Here is an 18,502-nt window from a genome sequence, read left to right on the forward strand (position 1 = left end):
TTCACGGACGAAGGAGTCAGTCATGAAGAAGAAGCTCACCGGAATCGCCGCGCTCGTGGCAGTGGGAGTCGGCCTCGCCGGATGTGCGGCCGGAGGAGTGCCCGGCGGCGGATCCGGCGTCGCGCTCGACCCCGATGCGACGCTCGACGGCGAGATCACGGTCTGGTCCTGGGACGTGGGCGCCGTCGCGCTCGAGCGTCTGGCCGCCGACTTCGAGAAGGCTCACGATGGCACCACCGTGAAGGTGGTCGACGTGGGATACGACAACGCGTACGACAAGATGTCGGTCGGCTTCCAGGCCGGCACCGGGCTGCCCGACGTCGTCACGATCGAGACCGATGCGGCCCCCGGCTACATCACGCAGTTCCCGAAGGGCATGCTCGATCTGAACCCGATCCTGGGCGACGACGAAGCCGACTTCGACCCGTTCAAGTGGTCGGCGGGATCGGATGCCGAGGGCTCGCTGCGCATCGCCCCGTGGGACTCCGGCACCGTCGCGCTGTACTACCGCACCGACATCGTCGAGCAGGCGGGCGTCGACATCGAGGCCGCGGAGACCTGGGACGATCTGATCGCGGCGGGCAAGGTGATCAAGGAGAAGACCGGACACACGCTGCTGTCCACTGACCTCTCCGCCGGTGGCGGCTTCCAGATGCTGCTGCAGCAGCTCGGGCAGGGGTTGTTCAACGAGGCGGGGGAGATCACGCTCGACTCGCCGGAAGCCGTGCGCGTGCTCACCATGCTGCAGGAGATGAACGAGGCCGGTCTCATCAAGAACGTCACCGGATGGGACGGGCGGGTCACGTCCGCGAAGGACGGCGACTCCGCCGTGACCGCAGACGCGGTCTGGTGGATCGGCACGCTCCAGGGCGATGCCCCCGAGCTGAGCGGCAAGTACGCCGTGCTCCCGCTCCCGGTGTTCGACGAGGGCGGCGCCCGCACGTCGAACAACGGCGGATCCGGCCTCGCGGTGCCTGCGCAGGCGAAGAACCCGCAGCTGGCCGCGGCGTTCGTCGACTTCGTGCTCGCGGATGCCGACAACCAGGTGTCGATGATGACGAACGAGGGGCTCTTCCCGTCGTACCTGCCCGCACTGGAGTCGGAATACTTCTCGAAGCCGGTCGAGTACTTCGGCGGTCAGCCGGTCTACGAGACCTTCGCCGAGCTCACGGGCCAGATCCCGCCGATCGTCTACACCTCGGACAGTGCAGAGGCCTCGGACATCGTCGCCAACGCCGTCGCCGCCGCCGTGCTGAACGGCGCCGACCCCGCCACCGTGCTCGCCGACGCGGCCGCGCAGCTCGCCACCTCCACCGGTCGAGAGGTCGCGGAGTAACCATGGCCTCTCGGACCTCGCCCGGGTCCGGCCGTCGACGGCTGGACCCGGGTAGGGCCGGACGCTGGTTCGTGCTGCCGGCTGCCGCCCTGCTCCTGTTCTTCTTCGCCTATCCGCTGGGCGCCTCGCTCTGGCAGAGCCTGTTCCGCACCGAGGGCGGCGTCACGAGCTTCGTCGGACTGGGTCAGTACGAGCGGCTGTTCTCCGATCCGCTGATCGCGAAGAGCCTGCTCAACGCCGGACTGATCCTCATCGTCCAGGTGCCGCTGATGATGGCGCTCGCCGTGGGTCTCGCCTACCTGCTCAACCAGTCGTGGCTGCGCTGGCGATCGGGATTCCGTCTTCTCACGTTCCTCCCGGCGGTGACCACTCTCGTCGCGTACGCGGTGGTGTTCCGGGTGCTGCTCGCCACCGACGGCGGCGCCGTGAACCAGATGCTGGGTGTGCTCGGCGTCGCCCCGATCGACTGGCTGAACAACGAGTGGTGGGCACGGGTCTCGGTGATCGCGGCGGTGACCTGGCGGTGGACCGGCTACAACATGGTCATCATCCTCGCCGGCCTGCAGTCGATCCCCCCGGAGCTCTACGAGGCGGCCAAGGTCGACGGCGCCGGACGCTGGCAGACGTTCTGGAGCGTCGTGCTGCCGCAGCTGCGACCGGTGCTGATCTTCACGGGGATCACCTCGACGATCGGCGCACTGCAGCTGTTCGACGAGAACTTCATCCTCACCGGCGGCGGCCCCAACGACGCCACGCTCACCCCGGTGCTCTACCTGTACAAGGTCGGGTTCCGACAGTTCGACTTCGGCTATGCATCAGCCATCGCCTGGATGCTGGTGCTGATCACCGCGATCATCGCCGTCGTGCAATTCCGGGTCATGAGGGAGAAGCCATGACAGATCTCGCCACCCGCACCCTGGTCACCTCCGGCCGCGAAACCCGCAGCCTCGGCGCGGGGGAGCGCGGCGCCCGTTCGCGCATGCTGCGGCTGCCGCTCTACCTGCTGCTGATCGCCGCCTCGGTGGTGTCGATCATCCCGTTCCTGTGGATGGTCATCGCCTCCACCCATCCGAGTTCTGAGCTGTTCGGCACGCCGCTCCCGGTGCTCCCCGGCGACGCACTGTGGGAGAACCTCGCCCGCCTGGAGGAGAGCATCGGCTTCAGTCGCGTGATGCTCAACAGCCTCCTGATCGCGGTGATCTACACGGTCTTCAGCTCGATCGTCAGCATCATGTGCGGCTATGGGCTCGCCACCTATCGATTCCGTGGCCGCGGCGTGCTGCTCGCTCTCGTGCTCGTGACGATGATGATCCCGATGCAGGTGCTGCTGGTGCCGCTGTTCCAGATCATGGCCGGCATGGGGTGGATCGACACCTATCAGGCCGTGATCCTGCCGTTCCTGGCGAACGCGTTCGGGATCTTCCTGATGCGCCAGGGCTTCCTCGACTTCCCGCCGAGCCTGATCGAGGCGGCCAGGATCGACGGCGCGAGCGAGCTGCGCACGTTCTATCGGATCGTGCTGCCAGTCGCGAAGCCGCAGATCGCGGCGCTCGTGATCTACACGTTCATCAGCCAGTGGAACGCGTTCATCTGGCCGCTGCTCATGCTCAACACCGAGGCGAACTACACGGTTCCGGTCGCGCTGAACACGATGATCGGCATGAGCCGCGTCGACTACTCGGGTCTGATGCTGGGGTCGCTGCTGGCCACCCTGCCTCTGCTCCTGCTGTTCCTGATCTTCCAGAAGCAGTTCGTCGCAGGTCTCCTCGGTGGCGCGGTGAAGGGGTGAGGGGATACGGGGGCGGTCTACGCCGTGAAGTACGAGCTCGTGGCGTTGTCGAGGATGCGCTGCATGCCGTGCATCCAGTTCAGCTTGAGGGCCTCGACGGCGCCGGGGATGTCGCCGTCGGCGAGGTGGCGGGCGATCTCGACGTGCTCGGCGGCGACGCGTTCGACCTTGACGTCTTCGGGCACGAGCAGCGACTCGTAGCGGTGGAACGAGCTGCGCACGTTGTCGATCACCGCCAGGAGCCGGGCGTTCGGGCAGGCCGACAGCATCACGCTGTGCCACTCGTCGTCCTTGGTGATGACGAGCTGATGCTCCACGAGCTCATCGGCGAAGGCGTCGGCCATCTCCTTGAGCCGTCCGCCGATGCGACGCAGCTCGTCGGGCGGGCTGAGCTCGATCGCGAGGCTCTCGAGCGCCGCCAGGACAGGAGCCAGATCGCGGAACTCGGAGGCGCTGAGCGGCACGAACCGGAAGCCCTTGCCGTTCTCGCTCTCGATCTGCCCCTCCGACTCGAGGGCGATGAGCGCCTCACGCAGGGGCGTGCGGCTCACGCCGAGTTCGGTGGCGAGCTGGACCTCGTTGATGCCCTCGCCGGGCTGCACGAGTCCGGCGCGCATGCGGTTCAGCAGCTCCTGCCGAACCTGCGAGCGCAGGTTCTTGCGTTCGATCGCCATGCGTCCCCTCTTCTGCCGCCTGCCCGTCAGCCTATGGGTTGACGGGCCTCGGACGACGTCCTAGTGTGTTGTATACAGAATACAGCTGATCCGGGATTCGCACCAGTGCACCGCCGGATCGGCCGGTGACGACTCAGAGAGGAGACTTCGTGCCCGCACCCGATGGCGACCAGCCCACCCGACGCGTCCGCCTCGATGCCCTCGCCTACGGTGGCGACTACAACCCCGACCAGTGGTCGGAAGAGACCTGGCACGAAGACATCCGTCTGATGCGCGAAGCCGGCGTGAACATGGTGAGCCTGCCGATCTTCAGCTGGCCCCAGCTGGAACCGGAGCCCGGCGTCTACGACTGGGCGTGGCTCGACCGCATCATCGAGCTGCTCTGGAAGGCGGGCATCGCGATCGACCTCGCCACAGCGACCGCGACCCCGCCGTCGTGGCTGCTGCGCGCTCATCCCGAGATGGCACCGTGGGATGCCGACGGTCACCGCCTGGAGTTCGGATCCCGTCAGACCTACTGCCCGTCGTCGCCGATCTGGCGTGAGAACGTCGCGCGGATGACCCGGGCGATGGCAGAACGGTACGGAGACCATCCGGGTCTCGCCATGTGGCACATCTCCAACGAGTACGGCGATCACACCTCGCGCTGCTGGTGCCCCGAGTCGGCACGGCACTTCCGTCGCTGGCTGCAGGACCGCTACGGCGACCTCGACGGACTGAACGAGGCGTGGGGCGTGAACGTGTGGGGTCAGCGCTACACGTCGTGGGAGCACATCGAGACGCCGAAGAAGGCGCCGGGGCCGGTCAACCCCACCAAGCTGCTCGACTTCGAGCGCTTCTCGTCCGACGCCCTGCTGGAGCTCTTCCAGGTCGAGATCGACGTGCTGCGCGAGGTCACACCCGACATCGCGGTGACCACGAACTTCATGAGCATGTTCCGCGACCTGGACTACTGGGACTTCGCCGCTGTCGAAGACGTCGTGACCGATGACGCCTACCCCGAGCCCGCCGACCCGACCTCGCACGTCGGCGCGGCCCTCAACTACGGCCTCATGCGCTCGCTCAAGGGCGGGCAGCCGTGGCTGCTGCTGGAATCCTCGGCCAGTGCGACCAGCTGGCGCGACGTGAACGTGCCCAAGGCGCCGGGCAAGATCCGCATCGAGAGCCTGCAGGCGGTCGCGCACGGCTCCGACGCCGTGATGTTCTTCCAGTGGCGTCAGGCCAAGTACGGCCAGGAGAAGTTCCACTCCTCGATGCTCGGTCATCGCGGAGAGCGCTCGCGCAGCTTCCGGGAGACCAAGGCGCTGGGCAACGAGCTGAAGAAGCTCGAACCCGTGCGCGGCACCCGGGTGCGCTCGCGCGTGGCGCTGGTGGTGGACTGGGACTCGTGGTGGGGCACCAGCGCCGTCGAGTCGCTGCCCTCGCAGCGTCTGCAGTGGGCGCAGCAGGCCCGAGCCTGGCACCGGGCGCTGTACACGCTCGGCCAGCCGGTGGACGCCGTCAGGGCGACCGGTCCCTTCGACGCGTACGACGTGGTCGTGGTGCCGAACCTCTACATCGTGGAGCAGTCGCAGGCCGATGCCCTGCGGGCCTTCGTCGGGCGCGGAGGGCACCTCGTGGTCGGACCGTTCTCCGGTGTGGTCGACGCCACCGAGAAGGTGCACGACGGCGGAGCGCCGGGACCGCTGCGCGACCTGCTGGGCATCGAGGTCGACGAGCAGTGGCCGATCGCCGACGGTCTGACCGAGAGCATCGACTACGCGGGCGACACCCTGACCGTGCCGTCGTGGAGCGAGTGGCTCGAGGCCGACGACGACGTGGAGGTGCGCGGCACCTATGCGAGCGGCGAGCTCGATGGCCTGCCCGCGGTGACCCGTCGCACGGCGGGGGCGGGCTCGGCCTGGTACGTCAGCGCGATGTTCGACCCTGAGGGCCTGCTCCCGGTCTTCCGCGATGTGCTGCGCACGGCCGGCGTTCCCGCCCGCGCGCACACCGACATCGAGGTCGAGGTCGTCACGCGCGCCGACGACACCACCGACTACACGTTCTATCTGAACCACGGACGCTCCCCTGTCGCGTTCGAGATCCCGACCCCGGGCGTCGACCTGCTCACCGGCATCCGTCACGCGGACCGGCTCGAGCTCGACCGCTACGGAGTCGCCGTCCTCGCCGCGCCCCGCGCCGAATCCATCCCCTTCGCCACCCCGATCGCGTCTTCGCATGACACGTCCCTGAGCAACAACGATGAGAAGGAGGACGCATGACCGCCCCGTTCGTGCATCCGTACATCCCCAACACCGCCCCGGAGTCTCGAGCGGCTATGCTCGCAGCCGTCGGTGCCGCGTCGGTCGACGAGTTCTACGCCGACATCCCGGCATCGCTGCGACTGAGCCGTCCGCTCGACCTTCCGGCCCCGTTCGTGGCCGAGCAGGACCTCGCCCGCCACGTGCGGGGGCTGCTCGCCAAGAACCGTTCGACCGCGGAGCGGCTGAGCTTCCTCGGCGCGGGCACCTACAACCACTATGTGCCGGCGGTCGTCGACGAGGTCATCGGGCGCAGCGAGTTCCTCACCGCCTACGCCGGTGAGCCCTATGAGGACCACGGCCGGTTCCAGGCGCTGTTCCAGTACCAGTCACTGATGGCCGAGCTGCTCGAGATGGACGTCGTGAACGTGCCGACCTACGACGGCTACCAGGCCACGGCGACGGGCCTGACGATGTCGGGGCGCCTCACCGGCCGCGGCCGGGTGCTGGTCGTCAGCGACGTGCTCCCCGCGAAGCTCGCGAAGGTGCACGACTACGTCCGCGCGCACCTCACGCTCGATCACGTGTCGACCGTCGGCGGCACGGCCGACGTGGCCGCCGTTCGTGCGGCACTGGGCGATGACGTGGCCGCGGTCTGGGTCGAGACGCCCAGCGCCACGGGAGCGGTCGAGGCCGCGCTGTCGGAGATCGCGGATGCCGCGCACGCGGCGGGCGCCGTGGTCGTCGTCGGCACCGACCCGATCGGCTACGGCGTCCTCACCCCTCCCGCGGTGGCCGGAGCCGACATCGTCACCGGTGACATCCAGTCCCTCGGCCTGCACCAGTGGTTCGGCGGCGCCCACGGTGGCTTCATCGCCGTGCACGACGACCCGACCTTCGTGATGGAGATGCCGTCGCGGCTGTTCGGGCTCGCCACCACCGATGTGCCCGGCGAGTACGGCTTCGGCGACGTGGCCTACGACCGCACCTCGTTCGCCCATCGCGAGGACGGGAAGGAGTGGGTCGGCACGGCCGCGGCCCTCTGGGGCATCGCCGCCGGGGTCTACCTCGCACTCATGGGACCTGCCGGCATGGCCGAGCTCGGCGAGGTGCTCCTCGCCCGCACCCGGTACGCGCAGCAGGCGCTCGCCGCGGTGCCCGGTGTCGCGCTCGACGACGATGCCGTTCATCTGCGGGAATTCACGGTGACCTTCGCCGACGTCACGGCGCAGGCGGTCGTCACCGCGCTGCGCGCCAGGGGCATCGAACCCGGGGTGGTCGTGGACGAGCACCGCCTGCTCGTCTGCGTCACCGAACTCACCTCCCAGGCCGACATCGACACTCTGGCGGGCGCACTCGCCGAGGTCACGGCATCCGATCTCTTCGCGAAGGAGCAGAACCGATGAGCCTCCCCGTCGCCCCGAAGCCGGCGCTGCGCCGCTTCCAGCAGGCTCGCTGGGACGAGCCGATCATCTTCGAGCTGACCACGCCCGGCGAGCGCGGCGTACTGGTCTCGCAGGTCGAGCCCGGCGTGCGCGAGGCGGTGGGCGACGTGGTCGCCGCACTCCCCGCCTCCCTGCGCCGTGCGTCGAAGCCGAAGCTGCCCGAGATGGGGCAGATGCGTGTGCTCAAGCACTATCTGCGTCTGTCGCAGGAGAACCTCGGCGCCGACTTCAACGTCGACATCGGGCAGGGCACCTGCACCATGAAGTACGCGCCGAAGATCAACGACCAGCTCGCGAACACCCCGCAGCTCACCGCGATGCACCCGCACCAGGACCCGGCCGACGCACAGGGTGTGCTCGAGATCGTCTGGCAGCTGGAGCGGATGCTCGCCGAGATCTCCGGCATGGACGAGGTCTCGCTGCACACGCAGGGCGGATCGGCCGCGATCTGGGCGAACATCGCCATGATCCGCGCCTTCCACGAGGCCAACGGCGAGGGCGAGCAGCGCCGCGAGGTCATCACCACGATCTTCAGCCACCCCTCGAACGCGGCCGCCGCGAAGGCTGCGGGCTACGAGGTCATCACCGTGTATCCCGACGCCGAGGGCTACCCCTCGCTCGACGCGCTGAAGGCGGCACTGTCGCCCCGTACCGCGGCGATCATGGTCACCAACCCCGAGGACACCGGCATCTACAACCCGGCGATCCGGGAGTGGGTGGATGCCGCGCACGCGGTCGGGGCCCTCGCCTCGTACGACCAGGCCAACGCGAACGGCATCCTCGGGGTCACGCGAGCCCGCGATGCCGGCTTCGACGTGTGCCACTTCAACCTGCACAAGACCTTCGGCACCCCGCACGGCAGCGGCGGACCCGGATCGGGCGCGAACGCCGTGAGTGCGGCGCTGGCCCCCTTCCTGCCGGGGCCGCGGGTGGTGCGTGACGATGACGGGACCTTCGCCGTCGCCGAGGGCGGCGAGCTCTCGATCGGTGCGGTCGGGCCGTTCTTCGGCGTCATCCCCGCCCTCGTGAAGGCCTACTCGTGGATCATGGCGCTCGGAGCCGAGGGGCTGCTGGCCGCCGCCGAGACCGCCGTGCTGAACAACAACTACCTGATGGCTCGCGTTCTCGGGATTCCCGGAGCGTCGGCCCCGTACGCCACCGGCCGCCGTCGCATCGAGCAGGTGCGCTATTCGTGGGAGGAGCTGTACCAGGAGACCGGCATCTCGTCGGAGGAGATCGGCGTGCGCATGACCGACTTCGGCATGCACTACTGGACCAGCCACCACCCCTACGTGGTGCCGCAGCCCTTCACGCTCGAACCGACCGAGTCGTACTCGATGGCCGAGCTCGACGAGTACGCGGCCACCCTGGCCGAAGTGGCGCGAGAGGCGCGCGAGACCCCCGAGGTGGTGCGCACCGCCCCGCACAACCAGACCGTGCACCACACACACCACGACGATCTGGACGACCCCGAACGGTGGGCGATCACGTGGCGCGCGTACCAGCGGAAGTACTTCCCCGCGGAGTCTGTCGCGTCGTGATCGGCCTCGTCGTCAACCCTGTCGCCGGAGTCGGCGGGCCTGCGGGCCTCGCCGGCTCCGACGGCGCGGACGTGCAGCGCCTCGCCCTCGCGCGCGGCGCCCGTTCGCGCGTGCAGGAGCGGGCGGTCCTCGCCCTGACGATGCTCGCCGAACGGCATCCCGGGCTCGTGGTGGCGACCGCCGCCGGTGCGATGGGCGCCGACGCCGTGCGCGCGGCCGGGCTGGTTCCGCGTGTCGTGGCTCCCGCGCTCGGTGTAGAGCGGAACGAGACGGAGGCGGGGGACACCTCGCGTGCGGTGGCGGCGCTCGCCGCGGACGGCGTCGACCTGATCCTCGTGGTCGGCGGTGACGGGACGCTGCGGGATGCGGTCGCGGGGCTCGAAGGGGCCGAGCATCCGTCGGGAGCCGGAACGGATGTCGGGAGACACGCCGAAAGATCCGCACCCGGGGGCATGGACGCCCGACAGGTGCACGCGGATGCCGAGCACGCGGATACGCGGATGCCCGCCGTGCTCGGGGTGCCGGCCGGAGTGAAGATGTACTCGCCCGTGTTCGCGGTCAGTCCGCGGGCGGCGGGGGCGATCGCCGCGGACTGGATCGACCTGGGAGGGCTTCCCACCGACGAGCGTGAGGTACTCGACATCGACGAGGCCGCGATGCGGCGCGCCCGCGTCGACCCCACGCTCTACGGCATGCTGCGGGTGCCGTACCGGAGCGGCCGCACCCAGGCGCGCAAGGCGCCGACACCCGTGACCGAGGCGGCGGCGGTCGAGGCGGCGGCGCGTGGCGCCGTGGCCCGCATGCTCCCGGGCGTCCGCTATCTGCTCGGTCCCGGCGGCACGACCGCCGAGATCGCCCGGCAGCTGGGCGTCGAGGGATCCCCGCTCGGAGTGGATGTCGTGCTCGACGGCACGATCGTCGTCTGCGGCGCGAGCGAGCAGGAACTCCTCGCCGAGATCGCCGAGGGGCCGGCTCAGGCCGTGGTCACCGTGATCGGCGGCCAGGGATTCCTGCTCGGGCGCGGCAACCAGCAGCTCTCGGCTGCCGTCCTGCGTGCTCTCGGCGACGACCCGCTCCTCGTCGTCGCCCCCGAGCAGAAGCTCATCGACTTGCACGGCCGCCCGCTCCTCGTCGACACCGGCGACCCGGAGCTGGATGCGAGACTCGCCGGACACGTGCGCATCGTCACCGGCGCGGGTACCAGCAGCCTGTACGCCGTGAGCGCCCCCGAACTGATCCCCTGACTGCGTCTGACATCTTCTGAACGAACCCGAAAGGACACCCCATGCGTCTCGAGAACAAGAAGGCCATCGTCACCGGCGGTGCCGGCGGCATCGGTCGTGCCACCTCGCTCGCGCTCGCCGCCGAGGGCGCGGCCGTCGCTGTCGTCGACCTGAATGCGGAGGCGGCCGAAGCCGTCGCGCAGGAGATCCGTGCCGCGGGCGGCACCGCCATCGCGATCGCGGCCGACGTGGCGAGCGAACCCGACATCGAACGCGTCGTCGCCACCTCTCTCCAGGAGCTCGGCGGAGTGAACGTCGTCTTCAACAACGCGGGGATCATCCGTCGCACCACGGCGGTCGAGACGACCGTCGAGGAGTGGGATCGCGTGTTCGGCGTGAACGTGCGCTCGATCTTCCTGATGTGCAAGCACGTCGTGCCGATCATGGAGGCGGCGGGCGGAGGCTCGATCATCAACACCGGATCGGGCTGGGGCCTCAAGGGTGGCGGCCAGGCCCTCTCGTACTGTGCCTCGAAGGGGGCGGTCGTGAACATGACGCGTGCGCTCGCGATCGACCACGGCCCTGCCGGCATCCGGGTGAACTCGGTCAACCCCGGCGACGTGAACACCGGGATGCTGCGCGACGAGGCCCGTCAGCTCGCGCAGGACACCGACGCCTTCCTCGCCGAAGCCGCTGATCGTCCGCTGCGCCGGATGGGCGAGCCGAGCGAGGTCGCGCAGGCCGTGGTCTGGCTCGCGAGCGACGACTCCTCGTACGTCACGGGGTCGGCGCTCGTCGTGGACGGCGGCGGGATCGCGTAGCTGCGGTGAGCCCGCGCACTCCGTCGAGTGCGCGGGCTCTCGACGTCGCGCCGTGCGCTCGACGACCGGCTCATGTGCCAGGCTCATGTGCCCTGCGGGCGGGGCCGGGCGTACCCCCAGGACACTCGCGTAAAATCAGCACAATGACCGACGCCCCCTCCGACGCTGCACCCGACCTCGGACCGGGCGTCGACCCCGACGATCTCGCCACGACTCTTCGCGTACTCGCCGAGCTGCACCAGATCGACAACGAGCATCCGGACTTCGTCGCCGTGCGCCATGCGACCGCGGCGATGTTCAAGGCCGTCAAGCGGGTGCGCCGCAAGGAGATCCGCGATGCGATCGCCGAGGCCGACAAGGCCGTGGTCGCCCGCACCGCCACCGGAGCGCCCAACCGCATCGACGACGAGACGCGCGGCAACGACCTCGCCACGAGCGTGATCGACGCCCCGATCGCGGGCGAGCTGCTCAAGCCCCGCAACTGCTACATCTGCAAGCAGCCCTACACGCAGGTGGATGCGTTCTACCACCAGCTCTGCCCGGACTGCGCCCGCTTCAGCCACGGCAAGCGCAACGCCCGTACCGACCTCACCGGCAAGCGCGCCCTGCTCACGGGTGGCCGCGCCAAGATCGGCATGCACATCGCGCTGCGGCTGCTCCGCGACGGGGCGCACACCACGATCACCACCCGATTCCCGCGCGACGCCGTCCGCCGCTTCTCTGCTCTGCCCGACTCGGCCGACTGGCTGCACCGTCTGCGCGTCGTCGGCATCGATCTGCGCGACCCCGCCCAGGTGATCGGCCTCGCCGACTCCGTCGCCGCGCAGGGTCCGCTCGACATCCTCATCAACAATGCCGCGCAGACCGTGCGCCGCTCGCCGGGCGCGTACTCGCTGCTTGCGGATGCCGAGCTGCAGCCGCTTCCCGACGGACCGCTGCCCGAGATGGAGACCTTCGGTCACACGGCCGACCCGCACCCGCAGGCGCTGCAGGCATCCGTCGACGCGCATCCGCTGCTCTCGGTCGCTGCCCTCGGCGGCACGGTCGCCGAGCAGGGCGGCCAGGCGCTCACGGCCGAAGACCTCGCACGCCTCGCGATGGCCCCCGGATCCTCGTCGCTGGAGAAGCACGCCGACGGCACCGCGATCGACGCCGGCGGCCTTGTGCCCGACGTGAACCGCGTGAACAGCTGGGTGCAGTCGATCGAGCAGGTCGATCCGCTCGAGATGCTCGAGGTGCAGCTCGCCAACACCACCGCACCGTTCCTGCTCATCAGCCGTCTGCGCGCGTCGATGGCCGCCTCGGGTTCGCACCGCAAGTACGTGGTGAACGTCTCGGCCATGGAGGGGCAGTTCTCCCGCCGCTACAAGGGGCCAGGCCACCCGCACACGAACATGGCCAAGGCCGCACTCAACATGCTCACGCGCACCAGTGCCGGTGAGATGCTCGAGAAGGACGGCATCCTGATGACGGCCGTCGACACCGGGTGGATCACCGACGAGCGTCCGCACTACACGAAGGTGCGCCTGGCCGAAGAGGGCTTCCACGCCCCGCTCGACCTCGTCGACGGCGCCGCCCGCGTGTACGACCCGATCGTGCGCGGCGAGGCCGGCGAAGACATCCACGGCGTGTTCCTGAAGGACTACGAGCCCAGCCCCTGGTGAGCCCGCGCTCCCGTATCGGTTCATCCGTCGGGAGAAAGGGCGGATGTCGGGCCGAAGATCCCCATCTGCTCCGGCATCCGGAAGATCTTCCGACATCTGAACCGGGACGGGACGGCAGCCAGGTCAGGCGGAAGGCTCGACCGGGTACGGATGCGGCAGCCACACCGTCACGATCAGGCCGCCGTCCGTCCGCGGGGTGAGCACCAGCGTGCCCCCGTGGGCCTGCGTGATGCGGTCGACGATCGCGAGACCGAGTCCCGCCCCGGCATGGTCGTCGCTGCGGGTGCGCTCGGCACCACGCTGGAAGGGTTCGATGAGCGTCGCCACGCGGTGCGCCGGCAGCAGCTCGCCGGTGTTCTCCACGACCAGTGCGACGGCGTGGGGCATCGAGTGCGTCCGCACGGCGACGGCCCCACCCGACGGCAGGTTGTGCACGATCGCGTTGAGCACGAGGTTCGTGACCAGCTGCGGCAGCAGCGTGGAGGAGCCGAGCACCGGGGCCGGGGCACCGCCCACCTCCACGGCGACGCCGCGACGGTCGGCGAGCGGCACCAGCGCCTCGACCGCTCCTTCCGCGAGGAGCGACAGATCCACGATCTCGCGGGTGAACGCGCGACGGTCCGCCCGGCTCAGCAGCAGCAGCGCTTCGGTGAGGTCGATCGCGCGGGTGTTGACCTCCTGCAGGCGGGCGATCAGCGCATCGACGTCGCGCTCGGGGTCATCGCGGGCGACCTCGAGCAGCGTCTGCGAGATCGCGAGAGGGGTGCGCAGCTCGTGCGAGGCATTGGCGGCGAACCGCTGCTGCTCGGCGACGTGGGCCTCCAGCTGCTCGAGCATCGAGTCGAAGACGTCGGCGAGGTCGCGGAACTCGTCGCGGGGGCCGGGGAGGGCGATCCGGTGCGAGAGCGACCCCTGCGCCGCCAGCCGCGCCGCGTCGCCGATGCGCTCGAGAGGCGCCAGCATTCGACCGGCGAGCAACCAGCCGCCGCCGAGTCCCAGGGCGAGCAGCACCACCATGACGACCGAGGCGACCGGCACGAACGCCCGGATCAGGTCGGAGCGGTTCGGCACGAAGAAGTCGATGTAGGGGATCTGCACGTCCGGTACGTAGCGCAGCAGATACAGCCCCACGGCGGCGAGAAGCAGCAACCCCGACACCAGCACGACAGCGGCGTAGCTGAGGGTGAGCTTGAGGCGGGCGCTCATGCCGGGGCGCCTACGCATCGGCGTCCGTCCCGATCCGGTATCCGACACCCGGCACGGTGAGGATCAGCCACGGCTCGCCCAGTCGCTTGCGCAGAGAGGAGACCGTGATGCGGACCGCATTCGTGAACGGATCGGCGTTCTCGTCCCAGGCGCGCTCCAGCAGCTCCTCGGCGCTGACCACTCCGCCCTCGGCATCGACCAGCACCTCCAGCACGGCGAACTGCTTGCGGGTCAGGGCGACATAGCGGTCGTCGCGGTACACCTCGCGGCGGAAGGGGTCCAGGCGCAGGCCCGCGACCTCGAGAACGGGCGGACGGCTGCGCTGCCGGCGCCGGTCGAGGGCGCGCAGGCGCAGCACGAGCTCGCGCAGTTCGAACGGCTTCGTGAGATAGTCGTCGGCGCCGATCTCGAAGCCGGTCGCCTTGTCGTCGAGCCGGTCGGCGGCGGTGAGCATGAGGATCGGGATGCCGCTGCCCGAGGCCACGATCCATCGGGCGATGTCATCGCCGGACGGGCCGGGAACGTCGCGATCGAGCACGGCGAGGTCGTAGGAGTTGACGCTCAGCAGCTCGAGCGCGGTGTCGCCGTCGCCCGCGATGTCGGCGGCGATCGCTTCCAGGCGCAGCCCATCGCGTACCGCCTCGGCGAGGTAGGGCTCGTCCTCGACGATCAGTACACGCATGGCTGCGATCCTACGCAGTGCGGCATATCGGCAGCGTATGCAAAAGCGCATACGCCCTGGCAACCGGCCCTCTTCTTCACTGGGAGCATGAACACCCGCACCACCCCTCTTCCGCTCCGAGCGCGCCGTCGCCGCAGGGTCGTCATCACCGCGATCGCGTTCGCCGCCGCCGTGATCCTCGCGATCGCGGTGCAGCAGTCGCTGTCCGTGGCCTTCGCCGACGCCACGCATTCGGACCCATCGCCCGCGTCCACCCCTGTTCCGACCGGAGACATCACCGGATCCGTCATCGCCCCGAGCGAGGCCGACGGGGTGATCCGCGACGACGACAAGCCCACGGCCTTCGAGGTGGACAGGGTCGCCGTCGGCAACCTCGACTCCGCCCTGCTCGAGGCTCTGCAGCGCGCAGCATCCGATGCGGAGCGCGACGGCGTCACCTTCCGGGTGAACAGCGGATGGCGCTCGCCCGCACTCCAGGAGCGGATGCTGCAGGACGCGATCATCCAGTACGGATCCGAGAACGAGGCGCGCCGCTGGGTGGCCACCCCCGAGACCTCGGAGCACGTGACGGGCGGTGCCGTCGACCTCGGTCCCTGGTCGGCGCTCGATTGGCTCGCACAGCGCGGCTCGCGCTACGGCCTCTGCCAGATCTACGCCAACGAGTCCTGGCACTACGAGCTGCGCCCGGAGGCCGTCGACGACGGATGCCCCGAGATGCTCGCCGACCCGACCGCCGACCCGAGGACGAAGCGATGACCACTCTTCTCGCCACCGAACCCGTGACCTTCTCGCGCCTGCACGCGCCGACACTGTGCACCCTCCCCAATGCCGTCGCCGAGAACCTGAGGCACGTGCGAGCCATGACCGCCGTGCCGATCATGGCCGTGGTGAAGGCCGACGGCTATGGACACGGGGCCGTCACCGTCGCGAAAGCCGCGGTCGCCGCCGGGGCCGACTGGCTCGGGGTGACCGACGTCGCCGAGGCGCTCGCGCTCCGCGACGCCGGACTCGACGTGCCGATCCTGTCGTGGTTGAACCCGTCGGGCGTCGATGCCGAAGCCGCCGCCGCGCACCGCATCGACATCGCGATCGGCTCGGTCGAAGAGCTGCGCCAGCTGATCGCCGACGCCGCGGACCCGGTGCGCGTGCATCTGCATCTCGACACCGGCATGGCGAGGGGAGGGTGCCCTCTCGACGACTGGTCCGAGCTTTTCCGACTCGCGCGCTCCGGACGGGGCAGGGTCGAGGTCGTCGGGCTGATGGGTCACCTGCCGCGAGCGGACGAGGCCGATCCCACGGCGAACGCGGCTGCGGTGCTGCGCATGCGGCAGGCACGCGATGCCATGCTGCGCGCCGGTCTGGGCCCTGTGCTCGTGCACCTCGCCGCGACATCCGGCGCCCTGACCGACCCCGCCACGCACTTCGGTATGGTGCGGATCGGCGCGGGGCTGGTCGGCATCGACCCCTCGGAGACGACCGCCCTGGTCGGTGCGTCGCGGTGGACGGCGCCCGTCGTGCACAGTGCTCTCGTGCCGGCGGGGACCGCCGTCGGCTACGGCGGCACCCACCTCACCGCTCGGGAGACGCATCTGGCCGTCATCGGCGTCGGATACGCCGATGGTGTTCCGCGCGAGCTCGCGGTCGGCGCGGGGGTGGCGATCGGCGGGGCGCGGCATCCGATCGTCGGGAGGGTGTCGATGGATCAGATCGTGGTCGATACGGGCGCCGCACTGTTCCCTCGGGGTGCGGTCGCGACGGTGTTCGGGCCCGACGGAGGGGCCGTGCCCTCGGTGCAGGAGTGGGCGCGGTGGGCGGGGACCATCCCGCACACGGTCGTCACCGGAATCGGGGCGCGAGTGCGCAGGAGCGTCGCATGACGACGAAGGTGCTGGTCGTCGGCGGCGGGCAGAACGCCGAGCACGAGGTGTCGCTGGCGTCTGCCGCCGCGGTTGCCGCCGCATTGCGGATGGGGGATCACGAGGTGACGTGCGTGACCATCGACCGCGACGGGATCTGGCGCGTCGACGGTCGCCCGAACGGGGGATCGCCGGCCGAGTCGCTGGCGCTGGCGCTTCCGCTGCTCACACGGACCGACGTCGTCTTCCCCGCGGTGCACGGCGCCCTGGGCGAAGACGGAGCTCTCGCGGCGCTGTGCGCGCTCGCCGGAGTGCGTGTGGTGGGTTCGGGGTTGCGGGCCGGGGCCATCGGCATGGACAAGTGGACGACGAAGCTGGTGGCGGATGCCGTCGGGCTGGGCACCGCGCGCGGTCGTCTCGTCTCGGCCGACGACATCGGCGACGTGGAGTTCGAGGGCGAGATCGTGGTGAAGCCGGTGTCGGCCGGGTCGAGCCACGGCGTGAGTCTTGTGACGCGCGAGGAGGATCTGCTCGCCGCGCTGCACGAGGCCGCGCGCTTCGACCGCCGGGTCCTGGTCGAGGAGGTCGTGCGGGGGCGCGAGATCGACGTGGCGGTGCTGCGTGAGAAGGGCGGCATCCGCTGGGCGGCCCCGCCCCTCGAGATCCACGCGACGGGACTGTTCGACACGGCCACGAAGTACGACGGCAGCGCGCGGTTCACGGTTCCGGCGCAGCTCGACGCGGCCGAGGTGGCCGCGCTCAAGCGGGCGGCGATCGCGGTGTTCGACGCCCTCGGCTGCGACGGGGTCGCGCGGATGGACTTCTTCCTGACCGACCGGGGTCCGGTACTGAACGAGGTGAACACCATGCCAGGTCTGACGGCTGCGTCGCAGGTGCCGCGGATGTTCGCGGCGGCGGGCGTGACCTACGTCGACCTGGTCACGCGGCTCGTGCGCGCGGCGTCGTGACGGCGTCTTCCGCCTCTCGCGTCGGATGGCCAGATGTCGCGAAAGGCATCTGCATCATCCTGGTGGTGCTCTGGCATGCGGTGACCAAGCATGCGATCGATGTGGCGGGTGCCGGTCCCGTGACCGACGCCTGGGCGATGCTGAACGCCCAGCTGCTGCCGTTGCGGATCCCGCTGTTCTTCCTGGTCTCCGGGATGTTCGCCGCACGGGCCGTGCTCGCCGACGACGGGAACTCCTGGCGACGGCGGGCGGCGCGGCTCTCGCTGCTCTATGTCGTCTGGGTGCTCATCCAGACGTTCGTGCTCGCCCTGGCGCCCGACTTCGACACAGCGCGGGCGACCGACGGGTGGGAGCTGCTCGCGCAGCTGACCATCAGCCCGACGAACCTCTGGTATCTGCTCGCGCTCGCCGTATACCTGGCGATCGGTCGACTGACCCGCGCCCTGCCGACCGCCGTGGTGCTGTCGGTCGCCTTCGTGGTCGCGGCGGTCGCCGGGGCCGGAGTCAGCCCCGATCTCGGCAACCTGTGGCAGCTGGTACAGAACCTGTTCTTCTTCCTCGTGGGGCTGCGGCTGCGTGCGGTCGTCGAACGCTTCGCGAAGAGCGTCGGGGTGTGGCGCACGCTCGCGCTCGCGGCCGTGTACGTCGCGGCGCTGGCGGTCGTGGCAGGCCTCGCCATTCGCCTGCTGCCGGGAGTGTGGCCCGCGCTCGCGCTGATCGCGGTGGCGTTCGGGGTGTCGCTCAGCGTGCTCCTCGATCGGCGGATGGGAGTGATCGCGCGACCGTTGCGCTGGATCGGGCAGCGCACCCTGCCGATCTACGTGCTGCACATGATGCCGCTCGCGCTCATCGATGCGGGGCTGGATGCTGCGGGAGGGAGGACGACGCCGGTGCTCGAAGCCATCGGCCCCATCGTGCTGACGGCGGCCGTGATCGTGATCTGTCTGGGCGTGCATGCGCTGCTGATGCGCTGCGGGCTCGGGGTGCTGTTCGACCCCTTGCAGGCGACCGACCGCCTGGTGCCGCGACTGCGCCGATGAAGGGCCTCGACAAT

Annotated in this window: 16 protein-coding genes; 13 read left to right on the plus strand and 3 right to left on the minus strand. The window is 69.9% G+C overall.

Translation table 11 applies throughout. The features are described 5' to 3' along the window. Window positions 1-22: 22 nt before the first annotated feature. The 3 genes from F6W70_RS11015 to F6W70_RS11025 are packed head-to-tail and all read left to right on the plus strand — an operon-like array spanning window position 23 to window position 3,125. On the plus strand, window positions 23-1,336 hold the full coding sequence (locus F6W70_RS11015; protein ID WP_151486733.1) for an ABC transporter substrate-binding protein: 1,314 nt from the start codon (window positions 23-25) through the stop codon (window positions 1,334-1,336). Between the two features lie 2 nt (window positions 1,337-1,338). Next, window positions 1,339-2,232 carry a carbohydrate ABC transporter permease gene (locus F6W70_RS11020; protein ID WP_151486734.1) on the plus strand — a complete coding sequence of 298 codons (894 nt, stop codon included), beginning with the start codon at window positions 1,339-1,341 and terminating at the stop codon, window positions 2,230-2,232. Beyond that, window positions 2,229-3,125 carry a carbohydrate ABC transporter permease gene (locus tag F6W70_RS11025; RefSeq protein WP_127481620.1) on the plus strand — a complete coding sequence of 299 codons (897 nt, stop codon included), beginning with the start codon at window positions 2,229-2,231 and terminating at the stop codon, window positions 3,123-3,125. Before F6W70_RS11020 ends, F6W70_RS11025 begins: the two co-directional genes overlap by 4 nt. A 17-nt stretch (window positions 3,126-3,142) precedes the next feature. Here the strand turns inward: F6W70_RS11025 and F6W70_RS11030 are convergent, their stop codons facing one another. After that, complete coding sequence (locus F6W70_RS11030) at window positions 3,143-3,799, minus strand: GntR family transcriptional regulator (RefSeq protein WP_055869235.1); 657 nt, start codon at window positions 3,797-3,799, stop codon at window positions 3,143-3,145. Between the two features lie 149 nt (window positions 3,800-3,948). On the opposite strand from F6W70_RS11030, the gene F6W70_RS11035 reads away from it, so the two are divergent. The 6 genes from F6W70_RS11035 (at window position 3,949) to F6W70_RS11060 (ending at window position 12,736) form a co-directional block, all read left to right on the plus strand. Next, on the plus strand, window positions 3,949-6,063 hold the full coding sequence (locus F6W70_RS11035; protein WP_151486735.1) for a beta-galactosidase: 2,115 nt from the start codon (window positions 3,949-3,951) through the stop codon (window positions 6,061-6,063). Further along, window positions 6,060-7,448 (plus strand): aminomethyl-transferring glycine dehydrogenase subunit GcvPA, encoded by a 1,389-nt coding sequence (gene gcvPA / locus F6W70_RS11040; RefSeq protein ID WP_151486736.1) that lies wholly within the window; start codon window positions 6,060-6,062, stop codon window positions 7,446-7,448. The genes F6W70_RS11035 and gcvPA overlap by 4 nt, the downstream gene beginning before the upstream one ends. Further along, entirely contained in the window at window positions 7,445-9,028 is a 1,584-nt protein-coding gene (gene gcvPB, locus F6W70_RS11045) for an aminomethyl-transferring glycine dehydrogenase subunit GcvPB (RefSeq protein WP_055876283.1), read from the plus strand. The genes gcvPA and gcvPB overlap by 4 nt, the downstream gene beginning before the upstream one ends. Then, window positions 9,025-10,272 carry an ATP-NAD kinase family protein gene (locus F6W70_RS11050; RefSeq protein WP_170287901.1) on the plus strand — a complete coding sequence of 416 codons (1,248 nt, stop codon included), beginning with the start codon at window positions 9,025-9,027 and terminating at the stop codon, window positions 10,270-10,272. Before gcvPB ends, F6W70_RS11050 begins: the two co-directional genes overlap by 4 nt. A gap of 41 nt (window positions 10,273-10,313) precedes the next feature. After that, window positions 10,314-11,072: an SDR family NAD(P)-dependent oxidoreductase gene (locus F6W70_RS11055; protein ID WP_151486738.1), complete on the plus strand. Its 759-nt coding sequence runs from the start codon at window positions 10,314-10,316 to the stop codon at window positions 11,070-11,072. Between the two features lie 143 nt (window positions 11,073-11,215). Next, the gene (locus tag F6W70_RS11060) at window positions 11,216-12,736 is read left to right on the plus strand and encodes an SDR family NAD(P)-dependent oxidoreductase (protein ID WP_151486739.1); all 1,521 of its coding nucleotides are present in this window, start codon (window positions 11,216-11,218) and stop codon (window positions 12,734-12,736) included. A gap of 123 nt (window positions 12,737-12,859) precedes the next feature. Here F6W70_RS11060 and F6W70_RS11065 read toward each other — a convergent pair whose 3' ends face one another. After that, window positions 12,860-13,942 carry a sensor histidine kinase gene (locus tag F6W70_RS11065; RefSeq protein ID WP_151486740.1) on the minus strand — a complete coding sequence of 361 codons (1,083 nt, stop codon included), beginning with the start codon at window positions 13,940-13,942 and terminating at the stop codon, window positions 12,860-12,862. A 10-nt stretch (window positions 13,943-13,952) separates the two neighbouring features. Then, window positions 13,953-14,624, minus strand: a complete 672-nt coding sequence (locus F6W70_RS11070) for a response regulator transcription factor (protein ID WP_017831205.1) — start codon at window positions 14,622-14,624, stop codon at window positions 13,953-13,955. Window positions 14,625-14,711: 87 nt separating this feature from the next. Between F6W70_RS11070 and F6W70_RS11075 the strand changes: the two genes are divergently transcribed. From F6W70_RS11075 to F6W70_RS11090, 4 genes are read left to right on the plus strand one after another with little or no spacing between them, the layout of a single operon-like run. Next, window positions 14,712-15,380, plus strand: coding sequence for a M15 family metallopeptidase (locus tag F6W70_RS11075; protein WP_151486741.1), 669 nt, complete (start codon window positions 14,712-14,714; stop codon window positions 15,378-15,380). Continuing rightward, window positions 15,377-16,501, plus strand: coding sequence for an alanine racemase (gene alr, locus F6W70_RS11080; protein ID WP_151486742.1), 1,125 nt, complete (start codon window positions 15,377-15,379; stop codon window positions 16,499-16,501). Before F6W70_RS11075 ends, alr begins: the two co-directional genes overlap by 4 nt. Continuing rightward, complete coding sequence (locus tag F6W70_RS11085; RefSeq protein ID WP_151486743.1) at window positions 16,498-17,448, plus strand: D-alanine--D-alanine ligase family protein; 951 nt, start codon at window positions 16,498-16,500, stop codon at window positions 17,446-17,448. Before alr ends, F6W70_RS11085 begins: the two co-directional genes overlap by 4 nt. Next, complete coding sequence (locus tag F6W70_RS11090; protein ID WP_151486744.1) at window positions 17,445-18,488, plus strand: acyltransferase family protein; 1,044 nt, start codon at window positions 17,445-17,447, stop codon at window positions 18,486-18,488. The genes F6W70_RS11085 and F6W70_RS11090 overlap by 4 nt, the downstream gene beginning before the upstream one ends. The last annotated feature ends 14 nt before the right edge of the window (window positions 18,489-18,502 follow it).

Origin of the sequence: Microbacterium maritypicum (assembly GCF_008868125.1) — a bacterium.
Classification (GTDB): domain Bacteria; phylum Actinomycetota; class Actinomycetes; order Actinomycetales; family Microbacteriaceae; genus Microbacterium; species Microbacterium maritypicum.